A 25,314-nucleotide genomic window follows, 5' to 3' on the forward strand; every position below is an offset into this window, starting at 1 on the left:
CGCAGCCATGCGGCTGTCTGCACTTTATATTCTGCTGTTTGCGCTCTGCGCTGCCTTCCTCGTCTTCTACGTCACGGCTCTCTCGGAGCGCCTGCTGAACCAGCAGACGCAGGACGCCGTGCAGCAGGAGGTGGGCGATGTCCAGCGCGTCTATAATCGCGGAGGCATCAATCCGCTGTTGCGGATGATGGAGCGTCGCGCGCGTCAGCCGGGCGCTGGCCTTTATGTGATTGCAGGTCCGAATGGCGAGATTCTGGCCGGGAACGTTGCTTCCGTGCAGCCAGGCGTTTTCGACCGGGAGGGATGGACGGAGTTTCCATTCCGCTATGAACGCTATTCCGAAACCGGCGACACCGTAAAGCACATGGCGACGGCCAATGTCTTCACTCTTGATAATGGCCTGCGTATTCTCGTGGGACGGGATCTGGGCGAGCCGACGAAATTTCGCCTGCTGGTACGCAACGCGCTGATGGTCGCTCTGGCCATCATGGGTGGTGGTGCGGTCCTGATTTGGTTCGCAATCGGTCGCAACGCCCTCAAACGCATCGATCGCATGTCGGCGGCGACCAAGAAGATCATGGCGGGTGATCTTTCGCAGCGGCTCCCGCAAGGGCGGGCCGGTGACGAGTTCGACCGGCTATCGGGTTCTCTCAACGCCATGTTGGGGCGCATCGAAAAGCTGAATGAGGGCTTGCGGCAGGTTTCCGACAACATCGCCCACGATCTCAAGACACCGCTGACGCGCCTGAGAAACAAGGCGGCGGACGCGCTGGAAGATCGTGATGAAGGTAAGCGAAGGGCAGCGCTCGAGGGTATCATTGCCGAATCCGACCAGCTAATCCGCACCTTCAACGCGCTTCTCATGATCTCCCGCGTAGAGGCGGGGTCGATTGCAGCGGAGATGACCGATGTGGATATTTCCGCCATCGCTGCCGACAGTGCGGAGCTTTACGAGCCTGTTGCAGACGAGGAAGGGCTGGCGCTGACGGCGGACATCGCGCCCGGCCTGATCGTAAAGGGAAATCGTGAATTGATAGGCCAGGCGCTGACCAACCTCATCGACAACGCCATCAAATATGCCGCTGGGCAAGAGGGCGAGAAAAAGCTCGTCGTTCGGCTTTCTCAAGGTCATGAGGGCATCGTTCTGTCCGTTGCCGATAACGGGCCGGGCGTGCCGTCCGAGAAACGGGCTGAGGTCATCAAGCGCTTCGTTCGGCTGGATGAGAGCCGCTCCAAGCCCGGAACAGGTTTGGGCCTTTCGTTAGTGGAGGCTGTCATGGAGCTTCACGGCGGCGTTCTCCAGCTTTCCGATACCGTCCCGGACAATCAGCAGTCGCCGGGTCTGACGGTTTCGATGGTTTTTCCGGTTTCCAGCCCTTAAAGTCTCCTTCAACGATGAAGCCGAATCCGAGAGGCGGCATTCACCGACAAAGGGAGAGAGACTTTGACAGAAGCCGTAACTGCCGAGAGGCGGCTCGATGAGGTGCAGCCGGACGCTATCCGGGCCTTTACGCAAGCAGAACTGAAATCGGTTCTCTCCTCCCTTAAGGACATCGGTAAGCGCGAACCCGCCGTGGCTGAGCTTCTGGTGGGGGACAGCAAGCTCAAGCATTTCATGGCCAATGCTTTCACACTGTCTCCCTATTTGCGGGACGCCGCCGTTGCGGATGAAGGGTTGTTGACGCTGGCGATTTCGGAGCCCGTGGAAAAGGCATTGGGCGATCTGGTGGCCGAAGCGCGTCATTGCTGGCGTCCGGGCGAGGATGGTAATGTGCCGACCGAAGCGGAGGTGATGACGCGACTGCGTGTTGCCAAGCGACGGCTTTCCTTCATCGCGGCACTGGCCGACCTTGGGCGCATCTTTACGGCGCGCGACACGACGCTGTGGCTGAGCGATATGGCCGATGCGGCGCTTGCGGCGGCGATCGATCATCTGCTGCTTGCCAACCACAATAATGGAAAGCTGAAACTGATAAACCCGGATATGCCGAGTGAGCATTCCGGTCTGGTTGTCCTGGGCATGGGCAAGCTGGGTGCGCGAGAGCTGAATTACTCCTCTGACATCGACGCCGTGGTGTTCTTCGAGCCTTCTGCCGGTATCGTTCCCGATCCACTGGATGCGCTGGAGACCTTCGGGCGGATGATGCGCAGACTTATCCGCATCATGCAGGAGCGGACGGCGGATGGATATGTGTTCCGCACCGACCTTCGCCTGCGGCCCGACCCCGGTTCGACGCCGCTTGCCATCCCGGTAGAGGCCGCGCTGCTCTATTATGAGGGCAGGGGACAGAATTGGGAGCGAGCGGCTTACATCAAGGCCAGACCGGTGGCGGGGGACATCAAGGCGGGCGAGAATTTCCTGCGGGAACTGACGCCTTTCGTGTTTCGTAAATATCTCGACTATGCGGCGATTGCCGACATTCATTCCATCAAGCGGCAGATCCATGCCCATAAGGGGCATGGGGCTATTGCGGTGAAGGGGCATAACGTCAAGCTGGGGCGCGGCGGCATTCGCGAGATCGAGTTCTTTGCACAGACACAGCAGTTGATCGCAGGCGGGCGAATGGCGCCGCTGCGGGTGCGTTCGACCGAAGAAGCGCTTTGCGCTCTGACGGACGCAAAATGGATCGATGCAGGTACGCGTGACAGCTTGAAGGATGCCTACTGGTTTCTGCGCGAAGTCGAGCACCGCATCCAGATGGTGCGAGACGAGCAGACTCATATTTTGCCGGAAACGGAAGCGGAGTTGAAGCGGATCGCTTTCATGCTGGGCTTTGCAGATACCAAGGCATTTTCGCAGAAATTGGAGGAAGTGTTGCGGCTGGTGGAGCGGAAATATTCCGCCCTGTTCGAGCAGGAAACCAGGCTTTCCGGCGAGAGCGGTAATCTCGTCTTCACCGGTCAGAAGGATGACCCCGATACGCTGAAGACTTTGGCACGGCTTGGCTTCGAGCGTCCCGAAGACATGTCGCGCGTCATTCGCACATGGCACAATGGGCGTTACCGGGCAACGCAATCTGTGGAGGCGCGCGAGCGGCTGACCGAATTGACACCGGACCTGCTGAAGGCCTTTGGCGCGAGCAAGCGGGCGGATGAAGCTCTGTTGCGTTTCGATAATTTTCTATCCGGTCTCCCCGCAGGCATCCAGCTCTTCTCTCTGCTTGGCAACAATCCGGCGCTGCTCTCGCTGCTGGTGAAGATCATGTCGTCTGCGCCGAGGCTGGCCGAAATCATCGCAGCGCGACCGCATGTTTTCGATGGAATGCTGGACCCGGCACTGATGACAGAGATTCCGACGCGCGATTATCTGTTGGAGCGGATGGACGGCTTTCTCGCACCTGCGCGTCACTACGAGGATGTGCTGGACCGGCTGCGCATCTTTGCTGCGGAGCAACGTTTCCTGATCGGCGTGCGGCTGCTGACGGGGGCAATCTCCGGCCAGGTGGCGGCGCGTACTTTCACGCACCTTGCCGATCTGGTCATCGAAAACTGCTTGAAAGCGGTGCTGGCTGAGATGGAAACCGCGCATGGCACATATCCGAGTGGCCGGGTAACCGTGGTTGGCATGGGCAAGCTCGGCTCATTCGAGCTGACCGCCGGTTCTGACGTCGACTTGATTTTGCTTTACGATTACGACGATGGGGTCACGGAATCCGATGGGGCGAAGCCGCTGGATGCGGTGCGTTATTTCACCCGCGTAACGCAACGGCTGATCTCGGCTCTCTCCGCACCGACTGCCGAAGGCGTTCTCTACGAAGTGGATATGCGGCTTCGCCCTTCCGGCAACAAGGGGCCGGTGGCGACGCGCATCGCTACGTTCGAGAAATACCAGCGTGAAGAGGCGTGGACATGGGAGCATCTGGCGCTCTCCCGCGCTCGGCTGATTTGCGGCGATGTTTCGCTGATCGAGGATGCAGAAGGCATTATCGCTTCGGTGCTTTCTCAAAAACGCGACGTCGCAAAAATCGCCGCCGACGTGCTGGAAATGCGAAAGCTGATCGGTGACGAAAAGCCGCCCGCCAATAGCTGGGACTTCAAGCTCATTCCCGGCGGGCTGGTCGATCTGGAGTTCATCGCGCAGTATCTGACGCTGGTCGCCCCTGCAAAAGAACTGCCATTGCATAAGCCGGGTGAAAGCACCGCAGACGTTCTGAAGCGCATTGCGCCTGCCGCGATGGATGCGCAGGCCTTTGACGATTGCATCGCGGCGATGCGGCTTTTCACAGAACTCTCGCAGATCATCCGCCTTTGCATCGACAGCGAGTTCGAACCGAAGGAGGCTCCCGCAGGACTTGTCGACCTCGTCTGCCGCGCCGGTGATTGCCCGGATATTTCGACACTGGAAAGCGAAGTGAAGCGGCTGTCGAAAACCGTGCGTAAGAGTTTTTCGCAGGTTGTGAAAGATGGCGTCTAGATTGTAGGATTAGCAATGGACACCAACTGGAAGCTGATAAGAGAGCTGCTGAATGCCGCTATCGACACGTGCGAACGGATTGAGGCAAGTGGCTACAAAGAGACTGATCGTGATGCCGTGATCGATGTAATCGGTCAGCCGGTGAGCGTTCAGGACTTGCTGACAAGCGCGTGGACTGCTCCTGAAAGTCTGCGTTACGCCATCATTCGCCACAGGCACGATGTCGGGATAAACGCAGCCTATGTTTCGGAAACCGCGCGGATTCTTGTGTCCACCGTCCAAGCAGCCGCGGAGATGATTGGCGCCGGTGGAGGAGACACTTTTACGGCGTTGCAGTCTCAAAAAATGACGGCGTGGTTCAACGAGCACGCCGCCCCCGCAATAGAGCGCGCTATCGCCGCGCGGCGGCAGCAGGAAAAAGACGAAGGGTTTACAGAATGATCGGATACACGATGGTCGGCACGCGAGATCTCGACCGTGCCGTTGAGTTTTACGATGCGGTTTTTGCCGAGATGGGTTTGAAGCAGTGCTTCAAGGACGAGCAGGTCGCTTTCTGGGGCGACAAGTCCGATGCCAATGCGCCGCGCTTTGCTACCGGCTACCCCTTCAACGGAGACAAGGCCAATGTCGGCAATGGCGTGATGACCGCTTTTCTCATCAACAGTTCCGACAAGATCGACAGGCTATATGAAATCGGCATGTCCAACGGTGGTGCGGATGAGGGCGCGCCGGGTCTGCGGCCAGACTATGGCGAAGGGTTCTATGCGGCCTATATCCGCGACCCGGACGGCAACAAGATTGCGTTCGTTTGCTACGATGCCAGTAAGGCGAGTTGAGCAAGAGCGTTTTGGCGTTTTCAGGAAATTCTCTAGCTGGAAGCTCTGTCGAGAGAAGCCTTCGCCGCCTGAAAGGCGTCATTGACGTGTATAAATTTCCGGGCCTGCCAACGGCAGTATTCCTCCAGAAAATCCCCTGAGAACCACATGCCGCTGCGGGGGCTATCGTCGTGCCAGCCGATCGTTCCCTGCGCTGCCGCACTGTTGAGGAGACGCTGCAGGTGGGTCCGTGACATCATGAAATCGGCGGCCATAGCCCTTGCATCCACAAAGCCGATATCGATGCGCTGTTTTTTCCGGTCTGCGTCCTCGATACGGCTGATGAACTCATCCATCACGAGCGCCCCTGCCTCCGTCCACAGAAAAAGGCCCACGCGTTCGGGAGGTTCGATCCAGTTCTTGTCGGCAAGGCAGGCGCGCGCGGTCAGCGGTTGTGCCAGGCTGAAGATGTCTGGTCTTGCCATCAGCTCTTCCAATCGCGTGCCTGCATCCATGCCATCGAGAACCATCAGATTGGCGGCATGCCAGCGAAACATCATCTGTTCACTGATTGGCGTTGCCCTGTATCGCTTTGGGCGAAGTCCTGCGGCCTTTTCGATGTAACGATAGATTTCGAGCTGATCGAGGTAGTTCTGCACGGTATTGCGGCTGGCGATACCATTTGGCGTTACCAGTTCACGCAGTTGCGCCACGGTGAAACCGCGCGGTCCGATCTCAAGGTTAAGCGCCATGCCGGCCTGGGTCAGAAGCCATTTCTGGTGGGCTGACAGAAGCCGCGCGATGCGAGGGTTTTCATCATAGGCCGATCGAAGGTTGCGGGCCAGGTTTCTGACGGCTGCGAGTAGTTCCGGCGCTGCGACGAGTTCGGCATAGGAAACCGTCATCGCATGTCCTGCGAGGTTCGAAATCCAACGTCGTGATACCTGTCGTGCAATGGAGGAGCCCCAGCAATCCAATTCCGCCACGGTAGATCGATGCAGCGGTTTTATAAAATCGATATGCGTCGAACAGAGTCTACAAGTCGGATATCACGCAAACTGTTACTCCACGTTTATTGAATAAAATTTTCAAAAAAAACAATGCCGTTTGTCCGCAAACACATTGAAATGCCACAGCGCGGGAGAGGCGAGCGCGGCTGATTCATCATCCTTGAGGCGTGGACGCCTTTCGCGCGGCTTTTCGCGCCAATCCAAGCCGATGTTCGCGGAAGATAATGAATATGCCAGCCGATATGACGATTGACGTCCCGATCAACATTGTGACTGTCGGCACGTCCCCGAACAAGATGTAAGAGACAACGATGCCGAACAGGATTGAGCTGTATTCAAACGGCGCAATCGTCGACACCTCTGCGTGGCGGTAGCTTTCGGTCAGCAAAATCTGGGCAATTCCCCCCGCAATACCGCAGGATACCAGAAGCGAGGTCTGCTTCCAGTCCAGCCATGCCCAGTCGAATGGCAGGCTGACAGCCGATATAAGACTGCCGGTCAGCGAAAAATACAAAACGATCGTCGCTGTTTTTTCCGTTACCACCAATTGACGCACCTGCACCATCGCAAGTCCACCAAGAACTGCGCCAACGAGCACCGCCAGAGCGCCGATACCCTCATCGGCAGCAAAACCACCTTGGCGTAGCAATGTAAGTTTGGGCCACAGGATAATGACGACACCTGTCATACCGACCAAAACGGCGGACCAGCGATAGACACGCACATTTTCACCCAAGAGAAGGGCGGCAAAAACGACTGCCATCAAAGGCGACGCATAGCCGATGGCAATGAACTCCGGCAGCGGCAACAACGTCAGCCCATAAAATCCGCAAATCATCGAAAGGATGCCAAGGAAGCCGCGCTTGAAATGTCCGGCAAGATTGTTGGTATGAAAAGCGCTTGGGAGGCTGCGCAGCCACAACAGGTAGATGACAATCGGAACGATAGCGAATGTCGAACGAAAAAAGCTGATTTCTCCCGCTGGGATATTCGGCCCGGCTGCCTTGATGCAGGTCTGCATGATGAGAAAAAAAGCGACGGATAGCAGTTTGAAGCTAATGCCCCGAAAGGGATTACTGGCGGCGGCATTCATATGAAAAGCGACTTTCAACGAGCGGCAGGCGGCGTGCCTCACGGCACGAGATTTTCAGAAGCCCCACCTTAGCGCATCACCCCTCAAATCGGAATCGATTTTTTGGTGACATTGTTTGCATGAGTGCAAAGCATATCTGTGCGCGAGGTCTGTTACTAATCACAACGTATAATTAAACCAATTTTAGTATGTACTCGTTAATCATAACATGAATGCTCTAACGTACCTCCGCAGGATAGTATTAATGTTTTTCAAGGCGCCCAAAGATAACTTGCAGCAGACCCTCGCGGACTTCATTTTTCGTAACTCCCCCGATGCCTATTGGGCCACCATGGATAACAAGGTTGTCGCCTGCAACGACGCGATGGCGAAAATGATCGGTACCACGGTGGATAAGGTGATCGGTCTCAACCCGATCCGTTTTTCCGTCCCCCACCAGCCCGGCGGCATTCCATCGGCAGAAGCGATTGTCCCGCATCGCGAAGTCTTGAAGCGCAACGGCGTGGTTCGTTTTGAATGGCGCGTCCAGACGCTGGATGGACGTCAGTTTCCGGTTAATTCCACACTGATGCTGAGCGAAATCAACGGCCAGTCGACAACCATCTGCTTCTGGCAGGATATTTCGGAGACGGTGCGTCTGCGCGAGGAGCAGGAAAAGGCACAGGACGCCGAAAAAAGAGCTGCACTGGAACAGAAACAGGCGCTCGATTTGCTCGCAAATGGTCTGCGCAAACTGGCGCAAAGGGATTTGGGTATTCGCGTTGCGGAAACAGGCTCTTCCGTTTATCGCGCCATCTGCCAGGACTTCAACACGGCTGCCAAAGGCTTGGAGGGCGCGGTTTCCACCGTGACGTCCGGCATCAACTCCATCAGTGCCAATGCCGGGGAACTGTCCGACGCGGTCACGGATATGTCGGTTCGCATCGAGCGTCAGGCCGCCAATCTGGAGCAAACGGCGGCAGCGGTGACCGAGATCACCGAAACGGTTCACAACACCACAGCCAATGTTCAGCTGGCAACGCAGGCGACGAGATCGGCGCGCGCTGCTGCGGAAAACGGTGGAGCCATCGTTAGCGATGCGACTAATGCAATGTCCAGTATCGAAAGCTCGTCGCGTTCCATTTCGACAATCATGTCCGTCATCGATGAAATTGCTTTCCAGACCAACCTTCTGGCACTGAATGCTGGCGTGGAAGCCGCCCGTGCTGGCGAAAGCGGGAAAGGTTTTGCGGTGGTTGCGCAGGAAGTCCGCGCCTTGGCGCAACGGACCGCCGATGCGTCGCGCGAGGTTAAAGTTCTCGTGGAGCAGTCAGAAAAGGATGTCGGGAGAGGCGTTACGCTGGTTCAGCAAACAGGCGAAGCTCTCCAGCATATCGTCGCCCACGTTCAGGACCTCGGCAAGCTGGTCGAGGAAATCTCCGTTTCCTCTTCAGAACAGACGAATGCGCTTCGCGAAATCAGTGCCGCCGTCAACCAGATGGATCAGACCACGCAACAAAACGCAGCCATGATCGAGGAATCGACATCGGCAACGCGTGCATTGGCCAGCGAAGCCATGGATATTGCGCAACTGACGGGTACTTTCCGGCTTGGTGAAGAAGCCAGCTATAGACCCTCCGTCAGGGCCGCAGCCTGAACCATATAGTACAACGATCATAGTTCGCCTGCCGGGCTCGAATATCTCACGATATTCGGGCCTGTTTTACTACGGATATACCCGTCGCACTCCCCCCGCCCAATTCGAAAAGGAGGAATTCGCTAACCAAATGAACGTTTTGTCATAATATCATTTCGCAACCGCCGTAACTTCAGTAATCGTTCAACATTTAATGGAATGATATGTTACTGCGAGACACATTCATTGCCTGCCATTGAACCGCGCGTCTAGCAAAACTACGCTGGACATCACGTCTTGCGATTTTCACATGAACGTGACCCAAATTAATCGATTTCAGGTGACATGCGGCATGATACCTGAATTGTGGCAGACAAGGTTCATTCAGGAATAGTCATGCGAACAGACACGGGCCAGATCGTTCACCTGGCGGATTACCGCCCTACCGATTTCGTTCTCGAACGGGTGGACCTCACCTTCGAACTCGATCCCCAGAACACCAAGGTCGAAGCGCGACTGATCTTCCATCGCCGCCAAGGCGTGGATGCGTCGGCTCCTCTGGTGCTCGATGGTGACGAATTGACGCTCTCCAGTGTGCTTCTGGACCAGATCGAATTACCTGTCGCGCAATATGATGCGACACCGGATAGTCTGACGATCCGCGATCTCCCTGCTGAAACGCCATTCGAGATCTGTGTCACCAATTACATCAATCCGGAAACCAACACGCAGTTGATGGGCCTTTACCGCACCAACGGCGTCTATTGCACCCAGTGCGAGGCAGAAGGTTTCCGCCGCATCACCTATTTCCCGGATCGCCCGGATGTGCTGGCGCCTTACACCATCACCATCATTGCCGCCAAGGAAGGCAACACCTTCCTTCTGTCCAACGGCAACTTCCTCGGTGGCGGCAACTACGACGAAGGCCGTCATTTTGCCGCATGGTTCGATCCGCATCCCAAGCCGAGCTATCTCTTTGCGCTGGTTGCTGGTGATCTGGGCATCGTTGAAGACACATTCACCACCATGTCGGGTCGTGACGTCGCGCTGAAGATATACGTCGAACATGGCAAGGAGCCGCGCGCGGCCTATGCCATGGACGCCTTGAAACGCTCCATGAAATGGGACGAAGAGCGCTTCGGCCGTGAATACGATCTCGATATCTTCATGATCGTCGCCGTGTCGGATTTCAACATGGGCGCGATGGAGAACAAGGGTCTTAACGTCTTCAACGACAAGTATGTTCTGGCCGACCCGGAAACCGCGACCGATGCCGATTACGCCAATATCGAACGCATCATCGCGCATGAATATTTCCACAACTGGACCGGCAACCGCATCACCTGCCGCGACTGGTTCCAGCTGTGCCTGAAAGAAGGCCTGACGGTTTATCGCGATCAGGAATTCTCGTCCGACATGCGTTCGCGCCCGGTAAAGCGCATCGCCGATGTGCGTCATCTGAAGTCTGAACAGTTTCCAGAAGATGGTGGCCCGCTCGCGCACCCACCACGGCCGGATAAATACCGCGAAATCAACAACTTCTATACGACGACAGTCTATGAGAAGGGTGCCGAAATCACCGGCATGATTGCAACGATCCTGGGGGAAGACGGCTTCCGCAAGGGCATGGACCTCTATTTCGAGCGTCACGACGGCGATGCTGCCACCGTCGAGGACTTCGTCAAGTGCTTCGAGGATGCTTCTGGCCGCGATCTCAGCCAGTTCTTCCGCTGGTATGTGCAGGCGGGTACGCCGCTCGTCAGCGCATCGACGGCCTATGACGCCGTGTCATCCACCTTCACCCTTACGCTGGAACAGACCGTTCCACCAACGCCGGGTCAGACCAAGAAAGAGCCGCTGCACATTCCGCTCTCCGCAGCGCTCATTCTGGACAACGGCCAGATTGCCGAACCTTCCAGCGTCGAAGGTGGAGATTATAACAACGGCATTCTGCATCTTAAAGAGCGCAGCCAGACCTTCACTTTCTCCGGCATCTCATCGCGGCCTTCCTTATCGTTGAACCGCAGCTTCTCCGCTCCAATCAACCTGCATCTGGAACAGTCGGCAGAGGATCTGGTGCAGATTGCACGGCATGAAACCGACCTGTTTTCCCGCTGGCAGGCGCTGACAGCGCTTGCAATGCCAAATCTCGTCAAGGCAACCGAAGCCCTTCGCAATGGTGCTGAGGTTTCGGTCGATCAGGCCTTCGTCGCCGCACTCGTTGAGATCGCGGGCAACGATACGCTTGAGCCCGCATTCCGGGCGCAGGCGCTTGCCCTGCCGAGCGAGGGCGATGTGGCGCGTGAAATCGGCAGCGACAACGATCCCGATGCCATCCACAAGGCCCGCACGGCCGTCATGCGCGCAATCGCGACGTCCGGTCTGGAAACCTTCAAGGCACTCTTCGCTGGCTTCGAAGACAAAGGCGCTTACTCGCCTGACGCTGAAAGCGCCGGTCGCCGGTCGTTGCGCAACATCGCCATGAGCTACCTTTCCTACGCGGAAGAAACGCCGGAGCGGGCCGCCAAGGCCTTCGTCGACGCAAGCAACATGACCGATCTCGCTCATGCTCTCAGCGTTCTCACGCAGCGTTTCCCGCAGGCACCGGAAGCCACCCAGGCTCTCGCCACCTTTGAAGCCCGCTTTTCAGACAATGCACTGGTCATGGACAAGTGGTTCGCGCTTCAGGCTGCCATCCCGGGCGAGGGCGCGCTGGATCGCATCAAATCGCTGATGGCCTCGAAGCACTTCAGCGCTACCAATCCGAATCGCGTGCGCTCGCTCATCGGCACCTTTGCATTCGGCAATCCGACCGGCTTTAACCGTGAAGATGGTCAATCCTACGCGTTCCTGGCGGAACAGATTATCGGCATCGACAAGCGCAACCCGCAACTGGCGGCGCGCATTCTGACTTCCATGCGCTCCTGGCGCTCACTGGAGTCTGTCAGGGCCGATCACGCACGGGCGGCTCTTACAACCATAGAGCGATCCTCCGCGCTTTCGACGGACGTTCGGGATATCGTTGAACGCATGCTCAAAGCATGACGTAACGGCAGTTCGGCGGCCTGGAAACGGGCTGCCGAAACCACTCGAAGAAAAGTTTGAGTCGGTTCAAAGGGTTAAAAATCTTTTAACTTCCAGCTCTGGACAAGCAGAATCGCCAATGATTCATTGTGTATAGATTCGAGCGGCGGCGCTTCGAATTTACACGAGGGATATCAAGGCGGGGACGATGACAGACGTGCGGCGGGCGACTGCGGGCGATGAGCGCTCGTATGCCAAAATTTTTGATATTGCAGCGGTCAGTGCGAAGCTTGCCGGCAATCTCGCTGGCCTCGCCGCCGCCTTTTCCGGGCTGCGGCAATTGCCGAAGCTGGAGACGTTGTTAAAGCGTCTCATTCCTGTTCTGATCCTGTCATTTCTGGTTGTGGTTGCTGCTTCACGCATGCTGGGCATCACGTCAGAGTATGGGCGCATGGAAGAGGCCGCGCGCCAGACCACTGCGCTGTCGGCACTTGCCGCCAAGGCGGCTCTGGCGGGGGCTGAGAACCTCTTCACCACGCAGGATCGCGCTGCCGTCGAAAGCCGCCTTAGCGCATATTTCCCCGCAGGCAGCATCGAGCAGGATACGGTCATCCTCGTCGCGGGTATCAACGGACGCGTTTTCGGTGGTGTCGGCGCGCTTTCTGGCCGGTATGCCGGATCGTCCCTGACGACGCTGCTGCCTGAGATTGCCATCGTTCGCCGCTTTCCCGGCGCGCCCGGAACTGTTGAGACCGATATCAAAGGCATTGCGCATTATGCCACCATGATCCCGCTCGGAACTGAAGGCGGCATGGTCATCGCTGCCCGCTCGCTGGAGCCGGTGCGCAGCTTCTGGCGCAGCGAAGTGGCCATGAACGTTACGCTCTTTGCTGGAATTTCCGCCATTCTGCTGGTCATTCTTTATGCCTATTACATGCAGGTGAAGCGGGCCCGCATGGCGGACGATGTTTTCGTAGAATCCAATCTGCGTGTCGAAACCGCTCTCTCGCGTGGTCGCTGTGGTCTGTGGGACTTCGATCTGGCTAGCCGCCGAATGTTCTGGTCCACTTCGCTTTATGAAATTCTGGGTCTGCCGCCACGCACGGAGCCGCTGTCCTTCAGCGATGCTGCGCGGATGATGCATTCGGAAGACGGCAATCTCTATGAGTTGGCCCGTTCTGTCGGTTCTGGCGATCTGCGCCAGATCGACCAGATTTTCCGCATGCGCCATGTCCACGGCCATTACGTCTGGCTTCGCGCCCGCGCTCAGGTCATCCATACCTCAAGCGGCCCCCGCGTCATCGGCATTGCCATGGATGTGACTGAGCAGCATCGTCTGGCGCAGCGCTATGCCGAAGCCGACCAGCGCCTTGCGGACGCCATCGAATCCACCTCCGAAGCCTTCGTGCTGTGGGACAAGAACGACCGTCTGGTCATGTGCAATACGCACTTCCAGCAGGCCTACGGTCTTCCAGACAGCGCACTCGTTCCGGGCACTGAGCGCGCCGTGGTCAACGCTGCCGCCACCCGCCCGATCGAAGAGCGACGCGTGGCCGATGCCGATCAGTCCGGTCTTTCGCGCACGACGGAAGTCCAGCTTGCCGATGAACGCTGGCTACAAATCACCGAACGCCGCACCCGCGATGGCGGTCTGGTTTCGGTCGGAACAGATATCACTCTTCTCAAGCGACATCAGGATCGCCTGCGCGAATCTGAGCGCCGCCTGATGGCGACCATTGGTGATCTGTCCGCCTCCCGGCACAAGCTGGAGCGCCAAAAGACAGAGCTTTCCGACGCAAACGCCCTCTATCAAAAGGAAAAAGACCGCGCCGAAGCCGCGAACAAGGCGAAATCCGAATTCCTCGCCAATATGAGCCACGAGCTTCGCACGCCGCTTAACGCCATCCTTGGGTTCTCGGAAATCCTCGTGGCGGAAATGTTTGGGCAGCTCGGATCGCCGAAGTATAACGAATACGCCCGCGATATTCATGACAGCGGTCAACATCTGTTGAACGTCATCAATGACATTCTCGACATGTCGAAGATCGAGGCCGGTCACATGCGCATCAACCGTGAGAAGGTCGATCTCGCCCCGCTCATGGAAGAAACCTTGCGTTTGACAGCCATTCAGGCGGCACAGAAGAGCATCACGATCCAGCACCGTGTCTGTAAGGACATGCACATGACGGGCGATCGTCGCGCCATGAAGCAGATCATGCTCAACCTCTTGTCCAATGCGGTAAAATTTACCGATGAGGGCGGGCGCGTTGCATTGCGCACGCATGTTTATCAAGGTGGCCTGATGCTGACGATTGCCGACACCGGCATTGGTATTCCCTCAACCGCCATCAAAAAGATCGGCCAGCCTTTCGAGCAGGTCCAGAGCCAGTATGCCAGGAGCCAGGGTGGCTCCGGTCTAGGCCTCGCAATTTCCCGCTCGCTGGTCAGGCTGCATGGCGGCAAGATGAAGATACGCTCTCGCGAGGGCAAAGGCACCGTGGTGACCCTGCTTATTCCGCACATCGATGCCTTCCGCGATGCCCCGTATCTGGCATACGCCGCTCGCAGCAAGCTTGCGCTATTCCGCTAAATTACCCAGATTTGCCGTTGCCAACACGGTTATGAGACAGAAGCGCTTGGAAAGCGCGGTGGCGGAGTGGGTGCGCACATTCATATGCTAGAAACGCAAAAGCGCCTTTCCATGGGAAAGGCGCTGCAAAGCGTCAGCCTGTAGACGTGTCCGTGTCACCGGAAGGCCAACCCCTTATCAGCGTTCACGGAAATCCGCGAAGACAGCCGATGGCCGGGTGGTGCGGACCTGCTGCGCGGAAGCGCGGGCGGTCAGCTGTTCGTTGGTTCCACCGAAACGGTGGTAGCCCTGGCTGGAGCGTGGGCCGAGGCCCGCCAGACGGAGCGTTTCAAAGCCGGAATGTACCGGACGGAAGCGAGTGGTCATTGCCTTGGTTCCTTAAACCTATTCCTCCCAAGACAGTCAGGCTTATTGCAGTGCGGCATGGATTCGGCAATCGGGGCAAATGCGCCGCTGTTATGCGTGATTTGCATGGCTATTTTCACAAATCATTTACAATGGTCAAAAAGGAAGCATTCACATTTCGCGAAGGCGAGACTGAAATGCTAATAAATCCTGCCATGCCAATGACTTACTGGCCGGAGCATTCAAAAGTTCCTGCGGATGCAAGGTGGCTATCGCGGGTGCGACGCCAGCGCCAACTGCGACATCACGCCACTGTCCGCGAAGAGTATGAATAGTGCCGGAGCCGCCAAAGAAAAAACGCGCTGTAAAGTTGCCTAGAAGCAACAGTATTTTTGGTTCCGCCAATGCAATCTGCCGCTCGATGAAGGGGCGGCAAATCTCCATTTCGGGACCGGAAGGCGGCCGATTGCCCGGCGGCCGCCATGGCACGACGTTGGTAAGCAGCAGATTTGCGCGCTCGAGTCCGATGGCTGCCAACATGCGATCCAAGAGCAGGCCTGTCTTGCCGACGAAGGGCAAGCCTTCCCGGTCATCGTCCGCATCCGGCATGGGGCCGATGACCATAATGCCGGAGGAGGGATCGCCCTCTGCGAAGACGGTATTACGGGCGCTGTTCTTGAGATTGCAGCCGTTGAAGCTTTCAAGCGCCGTTTTCAGCTCGACGAGCGAGCGTGCGCTCTCGGCAGCAAAGCGGGCCGAGGCGATGGCCTGATCATCCGGCAGTGCGACGTTGACCTGAGTAGAAGGCGGTGGCGGGGCGTTACGCGATGCGGTCGCGCTTGCGCGTGATTCGTTGCCTTGGTGGGAAGGGCGCTGTTGTGGCTGCCCCTGCTGCGGTTGCGCTTGTGGATCGGAGCTTCTCTGCGGAGCGCGGTTTTGACGGCTTGCGGCAAACTCCACGAAGCGATCCACCGGCTCGTCTTCCAGCAACCAGTCCACACCCGCATCCGCATGGAAATGCAGGAGCGCGGCCAGTTCTGCCGGAGAAAGGTCTTGAGCCGAAATCATGGGCGCAAGTTATCCGATGTTTTCGGCCCATGATACCCCAATGTCACGCTGTCCAGCGTTCAATATCGCCGCTTTCACCGATCATGGCGAGACCGTGTGCAATCGAGAGAAGCTCGCCACCGCTTTCGATCTTGTCCGCGTCGAAGCGGCGGGTGAAGAGCTGGCGGACGGCTGGCACGAAGGAGGTGCCGCCAGTGAGGAACACTTTGTCGATGGCTTCGGGGGCTGTGTTGGTCTTTACCAGAACTTCGTCCAACGCCTCTTCGATCTTAGCAAGATCATCCGAAATCCACTGGTCAAAGTCCGAGCGCTTCACCGTTTTGCGGCCAGCTGAGCCGAGCGGCGAGAAGTTGAACTCGGCTTCCTCCTGCGCGGAGAGCGCCATCTTGGTGGCGGAGATGGCCTGGTAGAGTGGATAGCCCTCATCGTGCTCGACCAGTTCGATGAACATCTCAAGCTTTTCTGGCTCCAGTGCGGAACGCACCAGTGACTTCAGGTCGGAAAATTCCTTGGTGGTCTTGAAGATTGAGAGCTGATTCCAGCGGCCGAAATTGACGTAATAGCCGGCCGGAACATCGAGGATCTTGTCGAAGCTCTTGAATTTGCTGCCCTTGCCGATCTCCGGTGAGACGAGATTGTCGATCATGCGGAAGTCGAAATGATCGCCCGCGACGCCAACGCCGGAATGGCCGATGGGCGTGGCGGAAAGCTTGCCGCCGTGGGTCTCAAAACGGATCAACGAATAGTCGGTGGTGCCGCCGCCGAAGTCTGCCACCAGAACATTGGCATCCTTCTTCAGGCTCTGGGCGAAGTAATAGGCGGCGGCCACGGGCTCGTAGACGTAATGGATCTGCGGGAAACCGGCGCGCGTGAGCGCTTCGTTGTAGCGTTGAAGGGCAAGCTCCTCATTGGGGTTGGAGCCCGAGAAACGTACGGGGCGACCGGCGATCACGGTGGAAACATCGTCCTTCCACTCTTCCCCGGCATAGGATTTCAGCTTCCGAAGGAAGACCTCCATCAGGTCTTCGAAGCTCTGGCGCTTTGCAAAGACCAGCGTCCCCTGAAACATCGACGAGGCGGCGAAGGTCTTGATGGATTGCAGGAAGCGGCAGTCGCCGGGATTGTCGATGAACTGACGGATGGCGGCCTGACCGGCTTCGACGTGAAGTGCTGCTGCACCAAGCGCGCCATCTTTCATGAAGGAGAGCGCAGTGCGCATGCTGTCCGTCGTACCGGCACTTGAGGTAAAGCGCATGGAGTGGCTTGTGGAGCCGGTATCCGAAAGTGCCATGACGGTGTTGGTCGTGCCGAAATCGAGGCCGAGTGTCCGAGCCATAGCGAATATCCTTATGCGTCAAGAAAAATGTGCCGGAAGCCTGAAGGCATTCCGGTATGAAAAGACGCGAGTGCGCCGCCTGTTTTGAGGAGGGCGCGTGATGGCATAGCGAATTGTGAATAGCAAGCGCGGGTGACGGTTTTTCTGCGGGGCGCCGCAAGAAAGCCATGCCGGGTTGTCGTAACGGCCACCGGGGTATTTTAGTATTGAGTAATTGGAGGACGCCCATGCCGTTCGGCATACGCATAACACTGGCCACACTAACCTTATTGGCAGGAAGCTTTCCCCTGACGGCGGCGCTTGCAGCGGAAACGGCGCATTGCACTGTTATTCTGGATGCTGCGTCAGGCGAAACACTTCATCGTGACGGCACGTGCGATAAGGGCTTTGCACCACAATCTACCTTCAAGTTTCCACTTGCCTTGATGGGATATGATGCCGGAATTTTGAAAGATGAGACCACGCCGCGCTGGGATTACAGGGCGGAATGGAAGCGCCCGAAGCGCGAGCAGAAATCCGTCGATCCAACCATATGGGAAAAGGATTCCATCGTCTGGTACTCGCAGGAAGTGACACGCAAACTCGGCAAGGAAAAGTTTGCTGATTACACCCGGCGCTTCGACTACGGCAACGCGGATGTGCGCGGCATCAAGGGCCAGACGGACGGGCTGACGGAAGCCTGGTTGATGTCTTCACTGAAGATTTCGGGCGACCAGCAGGCAGATTTCGTGCGCCGTTTCGTCACCGGTAAACTGCCGGTTTCCAAGGAAGCACAGACGAAAACCGAAGCCATTATTCCGCAGTTTGATGCGGCGGATGGCTGGAAGGTGCATGGCAAGACCGGCTCCGGTCGCATGCGCGACAAGGCGGGCAAGCCGGATGGCGATAGCTGGCTCGGTTGGTTCGTCGGTTGGGCCATCAAGGGTGAGCGCAAGGTGGTCTTCGCCCGGCTGAACGTTCAGGACTGGAAGCGCAAAGAACCGATTAGTTTCGTGACGAGGGATAGGCTGATTGCCGACCTGCCGAAGCTGGTGAAGTGAGGCTTACCGGATGAAGCGCCGGGCTGAAACTATCACGACCAGTCCGGCGATCGCCGTCAAGGCACCGCGCAACATCCAAGGGCTCTGATTGATCATGAAGCTGGAGGCGGGGTAAGGGAAATAGCCACTGCCCTGACCAATCCAGATGAGGCCGATAAGCACAATCGATATGCCAAGAACGATGAGCGAGATACGAAGTGCCGGCATGATGAGCCTCAATATGGCAGAAACCTCCTCGGAGATTAACCCGAAGAGGTTCGATACGCCACGAATTTTACCGGATGGCATCAAGCCTCGGCGTAGTATTTCTCTACGAGACTGGGCTGTTCTTGATCCGCATTCTGATCGGCAAGGCTGGTCTTGCTCTCGGCGGTCTCGTCGCTGTTGACGATGGCGTCCAGCAGACCCTGTATGATGCGGCTTCTCTGGACTTCTTCAGCGCGGCTGCGCGCAACCTCGATCGCGGCTTCCTCTTCCGCGCGGCTGATACGAAGCGATGATCTGGCTTCCATTTCATCGGACCTGAGGGTGCTGGCCGCTGCAGATGCCGACGAACGTGTGCCTGATGTGGAAGAAGCATTCGCGGTGCTGGATGGCGAGGGCTGCGCCACGACAGCCTCATCGTCATTGCTGCCGTCCTCAATAGACTGCGGTTCTTCGTCGGTTTCAGGAAGAACTTCGTCTTCAACCGGCGTTTCCGCAGATGCATCGGTCTCTTCGAAATTAACCGGCTCACCATCCGCCTCGGAAAGCTCGCTGGATGCAGAGGGTTCAGCCGCAGGCTCTGCTTCGGCTTCGTCCGTCGCAATCTCTTCCGCGTTGGCATCTGCTGGAGCTTCTGGGGATGCGAAATCTTCATTAGTGTCGGTAGAGCCCGCGTCTTCTTCGACTTTCTCTTCCGCTGGCGTTTCGGCAGAAGCTTCAGCCTCGTCAGGGGAGACCTGGTATCCGTCCGAGCCTTCAGCTTCCTCAGCCGGGGCTGGGTCCGCAGCGTCTTCTGCTACGGCTTCATCGGCAATGTCGTCCTGCCCTTCTGCCGGCTCGCCGTCATCGACCGGTTGTGCCGATTGCCAATCCTCCTCGGTTTCCGCAGGGGTAATGGCTTCCTGTTCCGCTGGCGCTTCGGCGGGAATTTCGGTCTCGTCGGCGGGATAAGACTCGGCGTCCAGGTCCGGAGCCTCATCGGTCGCTGTGGGGTCGCCTGCCTCGCCGGTGCTTTCTTCCGCTACGGTTTCATCGGTCGGCGCTTCCTCGGCGGGTGCATCTTCTACCTGCTCGGGCTCGACTGCTGTTTCGGTCTCTTCCGAGCCGGAGGTCTCTTCGACAGATGAAGGCTGAGGAGAATAGGTGCCATCATCGTAGCCGCCGTCAGCTTCCTCTGCCGTTGTCGGGCCGGTCGTTGCTGGCTGACTGGCCGGCTGGCTGGCATTTTGCGACGAGTTCTGCGTAGCCGAAGGTTGCGTACCCGAAGTCTGGCTGCTGCCCTGGGAGGATGCAGGCTGGCTGCTGGCGGTTTGCTGATTGGAAGAGGTGTTGCCAGTTGCGGCGGTGGTAGGCGGGAGAATGCTTGTCAACATGGAAGGAGGACCAAAGATTGATGTTGCGCAATCTTTAGGTCACCACCCCGGAATTTTCGGTGCAAACTCGTGGTTGCATTTAATTAAAATGCGATCTATCTGCCGCTTTTTGCGATAATTATCGAAAATAATTATATTGGAGACGCATGGCGCGCCTCCAGCTTCGTTTTTTCTTTCGAAATCAGATCGATTTCGCTGCGCCACCATCCACATGCAGCATGGTGCCGGTGATGTAGCTGGCGGGTTGCGAGCACAGGAATGCACCGGCTGCCCCAAACTCTTCCACGGTGCCGAGGCGAGCAGCCGGGATGCTTTTGATCGATGCTTCGCGGACCTCATCGACGCTCTTTCCGAGCCGCTTGGCATTCGCGCCATCAAGCTCGTCTATGCGGTCGGTGTGAATGCGCCCGGGCAGCAGCATGTTTGCGGTGATGCCGAAGCCCGCAAGTTCCGTGGACAGTGTCTTGTTGAAGCCGACCAGAGCGCCGCGCAATGTGTTGGAAAGCGCCAGATTGGGGATCGGCTCGAACACGCCGGAAGAGGCGACGGTGAGGATGCGGCCCCAGCCTTGCTCCTTCATCTGTGGCACAAGGGCATTGGTGAGGGTGACGACGCGTAACACCATAGTCTGGAAGAAGGTGTCCAGCTTTTCCGCCGTAATATCCTGCGCCAGACCCGGCGTCGGGCCGCCGGTGTTGTTGACCAGAATATCGATGCCGCCGAGCCGCGTCTTGACCGCTTCGACCATGGATGGCACGAAATTGTCTTCCGCAAGATCGCCCCACACCCAATCCGCCTTGCCCTTGCCAAGCGCGTTTATCGCCTTGGCGTTGGCCTCCAGCTTCTCGCCGCTGCGTCCCACCAGCAGCACGTTTGCACCTTCTTTCGCAAGGGCTGTCGCGATGCCGAGACCGAGGCCGCGGGAAGAGGCGAGAACGAGTGCGCGTTTGCCGGAAATGCCGAAATCCATTTGATCCTCCTGAATGCTTTCTTCATCTATAAGCAGGGTTACCAATGATTTGAAGGTCTCAGCCGCAAACTCTGGCAGCACTTGACCGGCGAAACATCACCCATTAAATTCCATTTTACGTAAACGTAAGATTATCATCATCCGGTTGTCAGACAACAGTCTTGCGGCAGGACAGGATTTGCCGCTATTGAAGCTCGACAACGGCTTCCGGCTTTGCGAAGAGAGTAGAGAATCTCTCAAGTTTTCTTGCAAGGCTGATACGGGGAACTGGAAGACTGCGCACTGGTTGGGAACCACAATAAAAAGCCGGAAGAGACCGGCGAACTGACGAGGACCTTATGACGGAAGAAATGGAATTGCCGGAACGCGAATCGATGGAATTCGACGTGGTCATCGTCGGTGCAGGCCCTGCGGGTCTCTCCGCAGCCATTCGGCTGAAACAGGTCAATCCCGAACTCTCCGTCGTGGTGCTTGAAAAAGGCACCGAAGTCGGTGCGCACATCCTTTCCGGCGCGGTGGTCGATCCCGTTGGAATAGACAGGCTTCTGCCGGGCTGGCGCGAGGAAGAGGGGCATCCCTTCAAGACAGAAGTCAAGGACGACCAGTTCCTGTTTTTAGGCCCTGCTGGCTCCATTCGCCTGCCGAATTTCCTGATGCCGCCGCTGATGAACAACCACGGCAATTACATCGTCTCGCTTGGCCTCGTCTGTCGGTGGCTGGCGGAAAAGGCGGAAGCTCTCGGCGTCGAGATCTATCCCGGCTTTGCCGCAACCGAAGTGCTTTATAATGACGACGGTGCTGTGATCGGCGTTGCGACCGGCGACATGGGTGTGGAGCGCAATGGCGAGCCGGGACCGGCCTATACGCGCGGCATGGCGCTGATGGGCAAGTACGTGCTGATCGGTGAGGGCGTGCGTGGTTCGCTGGCAAAGCAGCTCATCAAGAAGTTCGATCTCTCAAAAGACAGCGACGTTCAGAAATTCGGCATCGGCATCAAGGAACTATGGCAGGTGAAGCCGGAGAACCACCGCCAAGGCCTGGTGCAGCACTCCTTCGGTTGGCCACTGGGCATGAAGGTGGGCGGCGGCTCGTTCCTTTACCATCTGGAAGACAACCTCGTTGCCGTCGGTTTCGTGGTGCATCTCAACTACAAGAACCCCTATCTTTATCCTTTTGAGGAATTCCAGCGTTTCAAGACGCACCCGGCGATTGCCCCGACATTCGAAGGCGGAAAGCGCCTGTCCTACGGTGCGCGCGCGATTACCGAAGGCGGCTATCAGTCGGTGCCGAAGCTGACCTTCCCCGGCGGCGCGCTGATCGGCTGTTCCGCCGGTCTCGTCAACGTGCCGCGCATCAAGGGCAGCCACAATGCCGTGCTTTCCGGTATGCTGGCGGCGGACAAGATCGCGCAAGCGCTGGCAGCAGGCCGTGCCAACGACGAAGTCATCGAGATCGAAAACGAGTGGCGCGATACGGACATCGGCAAGGATCTGAAGCGCGTTCGCAACGTCAAACCGCTCTGGTCGAAATTCGGCACGGCGATTGGCGTCGGCCTCGGCGGTCTCGATATGTGGACAAACCAGTTGTTCGGCTTCTCCATCTTCGGAACGCTGAAACACGGCAAGACGGACGCCGAAAGCCTTGAGCCTGCAAAGCTGCACAAGCCGATTGCCTATCCCAAGCCGGACGGCGTTCTGACCTTCGACCGCCTTTCCTCCGTATACCTCTCGTCCACCAACCATGAAGAGGACCAGCCGGTCCACCTTCAGGTAAAGGACATGGAGTTGCAGAAGCGTTCCGAGCATGACGTCTATGCCGGACCTTCGACGCGCTACTGTCCCGCCGGGGTCTATGAGTGGGTGGAAAAAGACGGAGAGGAAGTCTACGTCATCAACGCCCAAAACTGCGTCCACTGCAAGACTTGCGATATCAAGGACCCGAACCAGAACATAAACTGGGTGCCGCCGCAGGGTGGTGAGGGGCCGGTCTACGCGAATATGTGATGGGCGAAACCTTAGCGCAAAGGCCATCGGGAATAACGATACGCCAAGGCGTGAAGGGAGACTTCGACCGGCTGGCCGAGATCGAGCTGGATGCCTTCGTCGTATGGGCAACTGCTTGCGAGGTGGCGCTTGAGGCTTCCGCTACGCCGCACCGTTTGTTTCAAGAAGGTATGGATCAAGGCCTTCTTCTGGTTGCCGACGACGAGCATACCCAACGGAGTATCGGATTTGTGCTTGGATTTGCCACGCTTGGTTATCTCTATATTGCAGAGGTGGATGTTGAGCGCGCATCACAGGGGCGCGGTGTCGGTCGCTGTCTGATGCAAAGCGTACTGAATAAAGGGCGAGACCGGGGGCTCACATCTGCCGTTCTGACGACAGATCGATATGCCCGATTTAACGCACCCTTTTACAGACAGCTTGGATTTGAGATTATTGACGAAGGCGAGACGCCAGCCTTTCTGCGGGAACGGCTGGACAAACAGATTGAATCCGGGCTGGATCCGCAGAGACGCGTTGCAATGCTGGCGCGTCTGTAACTGGACGTCGACGTCATGACATGAACAAATTGTCTGTGATCTTGTTAGGAGCGGTTGTTCTTGTGTCTCGGGAGTTTGCAGGAACGGTACGGATAATCTAGTAATATGGAAACCTTGGAGAGCCTGTTAGGGTATTCACATCCGGGTTTGGGAGTAGGTAAATGGCGAATCTGAGCAGTAAGGTTTCGGTTCTGCGAAGAAATATGAAACTAGCCTGTGGCGCGTCGATGTTAGCTGCTGTTCTACTGGCAGTCGCCGGCCCTGCGAAAGCGGCAAGCTGCCGAGCCGATGCTGTCGCAGCTATCGACTGGACCGAGTGCAACAAGCGCTTGCTGATGCTTGGTGGCAGCGTTCTGGACGGAGCCACGCTGAAAGGCACCGATTTCACTTATACCGATCTTCGAGGCTCTTCCTTCAACAAGGCCAATTTCGAAAAGGCCAAGCTGATCCGCACGTCGCTTGCATCGTCGCAACTCGAAGGTGCCAACCTGAGCAAGATTGAGGCCTATCGCAGTGATTTCAGCGATGTAAATGCCGAAAATGCAGTCTTTCTCAGTGCGGAAATGCAGCGCGCCAACTTTGAGAATGCCAAGCTGGTGAACGCAAATTTCAGCAAGGCGGAACTCGGCAGGGCCGATTTTAATGGGGCGACGCTGACCGGCACCAAGTTCAGCAAAACAAACCTGTCTCGCGCCAGCTTCAAGGGCGCCAGTTTCAACGGGCCAATCGATTTCGAAGATTCGTTCCTGTTGCTCACGCGGATCGAGGGTCTGGACCTTTCGTCTGCGACGGGGCTGGACCAGCGGCAGATCGATATCGCCTGTGGAGATGATAAAACGAAGCTTCCATCCGGGCTGACCAAGCCAGGAAACTGGCCTTGCCCGGAAGATTCGGAAGATGAATGAGGGTAGGGTGTCTTCGCCACCCTCAAAACCCTGACAGCACAACCTTACCCTTCGCCGTTCCACTTTCCATCAGCGCATGCGCCTTGATAAGATTGTCGGCGTTGATCTTTCCGAAAACCTCGGTCAGCGTTGTCCTGATCTTGCCCGCGTCCACGAGCTCTGAAACGTGGTCGAGCAGCTTGTGCTGTTCCAGAATATCTGCGGTTTCGAAGACGGGGCGAGCGAACATCATTTCCCAGTGGATGGAAATCGCCTTGCGCTTGAAGGGCATGACATCGAAGCCACCTTTGGGATCATCGATGAGGCAGTAGCGACCCTGTGGTACTATCAGCGCGATGCTATCTGCGACGTGGAGATCGCTTTGGGTGGTGGAGAAGACGAAGGACGGGGAGCCCAAACCCAGAGCCTCTACCTGTGGGGCGAGCGGCTGGCTGTGATCCAGCACATGATGCGCGCCGAGTTGCTTTACCCATTCCTTCGTTTCAGGGCGGGAGGCGGTGGCAATGACGGTGAGGTCCGTCAACTGTCGCGCCAACTGGATGGCAATGGAACCAACGCCGCCAGCGCCGCCGATGATGAGGATTGCATTTGCGCCACCTGGAACCGGGTCATTCACTTTAAGACGATGAAACAGCGCCTCATAGGCGGTGATCGCGGTCAGCGGAAGGGCGGCGGCTTCTTCGAAGCTCAGAGTTTTCGGCTTTTTGCCGACGATGCGCTCATCCACCAGATGAAACTCGCTGTTGGAGCCGGGACGGTTGATCGCGCCTGCATAGAAGACTTCGTCTCCCGGTCTGAATAGCGTGACGCTTTCACCGACCGCCTTGACGATACCTGCGGCATCAAAACAGAGGTGGCTCGGAAAATCTGCACAGCTAGGATAAGTGGAATTTCTGCCTGACTTCAGCTTAAATGCTGAGAACAGGAGATACCATGACGAGACGACCGCGCCGGAACCATAGCCCGGCTT

At 57.3% G+C, this 25,314-nt stretch carries 20 protein-coding genes; 11 read left to right on the forward strand and 9 right to left on the reverse strand.

The genetic code is table 11. The features are described from left to right. The first annotated feature begins 7 nt into the window (after window positions 1-7). The 4 genes from G6L28_RS03835 to G6L28_RS03850 all read left to right on the forward strand — a co-directional run bounded on the left by G6L28_RS03835 (window position 8) and on the right by G6L28_RS03850 (window position 5,250). Entirely contained in the window at window positions 8-1,381 is a 1,374-nt protein-coding gene (locus G6L28_RS03835) for a sensor histidine kinase (RefSeq protein ID WP_174062492.1), read from the forward strand. 102 nt (window positions 1,382-1,483) lie between these two features. Then, the gene (locus tag G6L28_RS03840) at window positions 1,484-4,414 is read left to right on the forward strand and encodes a bifunctional [glutamine synthetase] adenylyltransferase/[glutamine synthetase]-adenylyl-L-tyrosine phosphorylase (RefSeq protein WP_425292650.1); all 2,931 of its coding nucleotides are present in this window, start codon (window positions 1,484-1,486) and stop codon (window positions 4,412-4,414) included. A 15-nt stretch (window positions 4,415-4,429) separates the two neighbouring features. Continuing rightward, window positions 4,430-4,855 (forward strand): hypothetical protein, encoded by a 426-nt coding sequence (locus G6L28_RS03845; RefSeq protein WP_174062473.1) that lies wholly within the window; start codon window positions 4,430-4,432, stop codon window positions 4,853-4,855. Then, complete coding sequence (locus G6L28_RS03850; RefSeq protein ID WP_174062474.1) at window positions 4,852-5,250, forward strand: VOC family protein; 399 nt, start codon at window positions 4,852-4,854, stop codon at window positions 5,248-5,250. The genes G6L28_RS03845 and G6L28_RS03850 overlap by 4 nt, the downstream gene beginning before the upstream one ends. A 32-nt stretch (window positions 5,251-5,282) precedes the next feature. Here G6L28_RS03850 and G6L28_RS03855 read toward each other — a convergent pair whose 3' ends face one another. Both G6L28_RS03855 and G6L28_RS03860 read right to left on the reverse strand, forming a co-directional pair. Next, window positions 5,283-6,134 (reverse strand): hypothetical protein, encoded by an 852-nt coding sequence (locus tag G6L28_RS03855; RefSeq protein WP_174062475.1) that lies wholly within the window; start codon window positions 6,132-6,134, stop codon window positions 5,283-5,285. A gap of 259 nt (window positions 6,135-6,393) precedes the next feature. Then, entirely contained in the window at window positions 6,394-7,332 is a 939-nt protein-coding gene (locus G6L28_RS03860; protein ID WP_174062476.1) for a DMT family transporter, read from the reverse strand. Window positions 7,333-7,576: 244 nt separating this feature from the next. On the opposite strand from G6L28_RS03860, the gene G6L28_RS03865 reads away from it, so the two are divergent. The 3 genes from G6L28_RS03865 to G6L28_RS03875 all read left to right on the forward strand — a co-directional run bounded on the left by G6L28_RS03865 (window position 7,577) and on the right by G6L28_RS03875 (window position 14,561). After that, entirely contained in the window at window positions 7,577-8,968 is a 1,392-nt protein-coding gene (locus G6L28_RS03865) for a methyl-accepting chemotaxis protein (protein WP_174062477.1), read from the forward strand. Window positions 8,969-9,343: 375 nt separating this feature from the next. Next, window positions 9,344-11,992: an aminopeptidase N gene (pepN, locus tag G6L28_RS03870; RefSeq protein WP_174062478.1), complete on the forward strand. Its 2,649-nt coding sequence runs from the start codon at window positions 9,344-9,346 to the stop codon at window positions 11,990-11,992. A gap of 187 nt (window positions 11,993-12,179) precedes the next feature. Continuing rightward, a complete protein-coding gene (locus G6L28_RS03875; RefSeq protein WP_174062479.1) occupies window positions 12,180-14,561 on the forward strand; it encodes a PAS domain-containing sensor histidine kinase in 2,382 nt (793 codons plus the stop codon). A gap of 177 nt (window positions 14,562-14,738) precedes the next feature. On the opposite strand, the gene G6L28_RS03880 is transcribed toward G6L28_RS03875, so the two are convergent. From G6L28_RS03880 to G6L28_RS03890, 3 genes are all read right to left on the reverse strand, one after another. Beyond that, window positions 14,739-14,927, reverse strand: a complete 189-nt coding sequence (locus G6L28_RS03880; protein ID WP_174062480.1) for a hypothetical protein — start codon at window positions 14,925-14,927, stop codon at window positions 14,739-14,741. A gap of 150 nt (window positions 14,928-15,077) precedes the next feature. Continuing rightward, window positions 15,078-15,974 (reverse strand): uracil-DNA glycosylase, encoded by an 897-nt coding sequence (locus G6L28_RS03885; protein ID WP_174062481.1) that lies wholly within the window; start codon window positions 15,972-15,974, stop codon window positions 15,078-15,080. Between the two features lie 43 nt (window positions 15,975-16,017). Continuing rightward, window positions 16,018-17,310 (reverse strand): Hsp70 family protein, encoded by a 1,293-nt coding sequence (locus G6L28_RS03890; RefSeq protein WP_174062482.1) that lies wholly within the window; start codon window positions 17,308-17,310, stop codon window positions 16,018-16,020. A gap of 227 nt (window positions 17,311-17,537) precedes the next feature. Here G6L28_RS03890 and blaOXA point away from each other — a divergent pair, with 227 nt between their 5' ends. Beyond that, the gene (gene blaOXA / locus G6L28_RS03895; protein WP_174062483.1) at window positions 17,538-18,350 is read left to right on the forward strand and encodes a class D beta-lactamase; all 813 of its coding nucleotides are present in this window, start codon (window positions 17,538-17,540) and stop codon (window positions 18,348-18,350) included. A 3-nt stretch (window positions 18,351-18,353) separates the two neighbouring features. Here blaOXA and G6L28_RS03900 read toward each other — a convergent pair whose 3' ends face one another. The 3 genes from G6L28_RS03900 to G6L28_RS03910 all read right to left on the reverse strand — a co-directional run bounded on the left by G6L28_RS03900 (window position 18,354) and on the right by G6L28_RS03910 (window position 20,897). Beyond that, window positions 18,354-18,557, reverse strand: a complete 204-nt coding sequence (locus tag G6L28_RS03900) for a hypothetical protein (protein WP_174062484.1) — start codon at window positions 18,555-18,557, stop codon at window positions 18,354-18,356. An 80-nt stretch (window positions 18,558-18,637) separates the two neighbouring features. Continuing rightward, window positions 18,638-19,927: a hypothetical protein gene (locus tag G6L28_RS03905; protein WP_174062485.1), complete on the reverse strand. Its 1,290-nt coding sequence runs from the start codon at window positions 19,925-19,927 to the stop codon at window positions 18,638-18,640. 181 nt (window positions 19,928-20,108) lie between these two features. Continuing rightward, complete coding sequence (locus G6L28_RS03910) at window positions 20,109-20,897, reverse strand: SDR family oxidoreductase (RefSeq protein WP_174062486.1); 789 nt, start codon at window positions 20,895-20,897, stop codon at window positions 20,109-20,111. A 338-nt stretch (window positions 20,898-21,235) separates the two neighbouring features. On the opposite strand from G6L28_RS03910, the gene G6L28_RS03915 reads away from it, so the two are divergent. The 3 genes from G6L28_RS03915 (at window position 21,236) to G6L28_RS03925 (ending at window position 24,344) form a co-directional block, all read left to right on the forward strand. Beyond that, the gene (locus G6L28_RS03915; protein WP_174062487.1) at window positions 21,236-22,900 is read left to right on the forward strand and encodes an electron transfer flavoprotein-ubiquinone oxidoreductase; all 1,665 of its coding nucleotides are present in this window, start codon (window positions 21,236-21,238) and stop codon (window positions 22,898-22,900) included. Then, on the forward strand, window positions 22,900-23,439 hold the full coding sequence (locus G6L28_RS03920) for a GNAT family N-acetyltransferase (protein WP_174062488.1): 540 nt from the start codon (window positions 22,900-22,902) through the stop codon (window positions 23,437-23,439). The genes G6L28_RS03915 and G6L28_RS03920 overlap by 1 nt, the downstream gene beginning before the upstream one ends. Window positions 23,440-23,642: 203 nt before the next feature. Further along, window positions 23,643-24,344: a pentapeptide repeat-containing protein gene (locus G6L28_RS03925; RefSeq protein WP_425292651.1), complete on the forward strand. Its 702-nt coding sequence runs from the start codon at window positions 23,643-23,645 to the stop codon at window positions 24,342-24,344. 22 nt (window positions 24,345-24,366) lie between these two features. Here the strand turns inward: G6L28_RS03925 and G6L28_RS03930 are convergent. Next, a partial coding sequence (locus G6L28_RS03930) for a zinc-binding alcohol dehydrogenase family protein (protein WP_174062490.1) occupies window positions 24,367-25,314 on the reverse strand: 948 nt, incomplete at its 5' end.

Origin of the sequence: Agrobacterium larrymoorei, from assembly GCF_013322225.1 — a bacterium.
Classification (GTDB): domain Bacteria; phylum Pseudomonadota; class Alphaproteobacteria; order Rhizobiales; family Rhizobiaceae; genus Agrobacterium; species Agrobacterium larrymoorei_A.

Excerpts from the sequence above, each read along its gene's own strand:
- G6L28_RS03910 (WP_174062486.1), bottom strand. The coding sequence starts at position 20,897 with ATGGATTTCGGCATTTCCGGCAAACGCGCACTCGTTCTCGCCTCTTCC.
- G6L28_RS03905 (WP_174062485.1), bottom strand. The coding sequence starts at position 19,927 with ATGTTGACAAGCATTCTCCCGCCTACCACCGCCGCAACTGGCAACACC.
- G6L28_RS03885 (WP_174062481.1), bottom strand. The coding sequence starts at position 15,974 with ATGATTTCGGCTCAAGACCTTTCTCCGGCAGAACTGGCCGCGCTCCTG.
- G6L28_RS03850 (WP_174062474.1), top strand. The coding sequence starts at position 4,852 with ATGATCGGATACACGATGGTCGGCACGCGAGATCTCGACCGTGCCGTT.
- G6L28_RS03920 (WP_174062488.1), top strand. The coding sequence starts at position 22,900 with ATGGGCGAAACCTTAGCGCAAAGGCCATCGGGAATAACGATACGCCAA.
- G6L28_RS03860 (WP_174062476.1), bottom strand. The coding sequence starts at position 7,332 with ATGAATGCCGCCGCCAGTAATCCCTTTCGGGGCATTAGCTTCAAACTG.
- blaOXA (WP_174062483.1), top strand. The coding sequence starts at position 17,538 with ATGCCGTTCGGCATACGCATAACACTGGCCACACTAACCTTATTGGCA.
- pepN (WP_174062478.1), top strand. The coding sequence starts at position 9,344 with ATGCGAACAGACACGGGCCAGATCGTTCACCTGGCGGATTACCGCCCT.
- G6L28_RS03925 (WP_425292651.1), top strand. The coding sequence starts at position 23,643 with ATGAAACTAGCCTGTGGCGCGTCGATGTTAGCTGCTGTTCTACTGGCA.
- G6L28_RS03880 (WP_174062480.1), bottom strand. The coding sequence starts at position 14,927 with ATGACCACTCGCTTCCGTCCGGTACATTCCGGCTTTGAAACGCTCCGT.
- G6L28_RS03900 (WP_174062484.1), bottom strand. The coding sequence starts at position 18,557 with ATGCCGGCACTTCGTATCTCGCTCATCGTTCTTGGCATATCGATTGTG.
- G6L28_RS03835 (WP_174062492.1), top strand. The coding sequence starts at position 8 with ATGCGGCTGTCTGCACTTTATATTCTGCTGTTTGCGCTCTGCGCTGCC.
- G6L28_RS03890 (WP_174062482.1), bottom strand. The coding sequence starts at position 17,310 with ATGGCTCGGACACTCGGCCTCGATTTCGGCACGACCAACACCGTCATG.
- G6L28_RS03865 (WP_174062477.1), top strand. The coding sequence starts at position 7,577 with ATGTTTTTCAAGGCGCCCAAAGATAACTTGCAGCAGACCCTCGCGGAC.
- G6L28_RS03875 (WP_174062479.1), top strand. The coding sequence starts at position 12,180 with ATGACAGACGTGCGGCGGGCGACTGCGGGCGATGAGCGCTCGTATGCC.
- G6L28_RS03915 (WP_174062487.1), top strand. The coding sequence starts at position 21,236 with ATGACGGAAGAAATGGAATTGCCGGAACGCGAATCGATGGAATTCGAC.
- G6L28_RS03855 (WP_174062475.1), bottom strand. The coding sequence starts at position 6,134 with ATGACGGTTTCCTATGCCGAACTCGTCGCAGCGCCGGAACTACTCGCA.
- G6L28_RS03845 (WP_174062473.1), top strand. The coding sequence starts at position 4,430 with ATGGACACCAACTGGAAGCTGATAAGAGAGCTGCTGAATGCCGCTATC.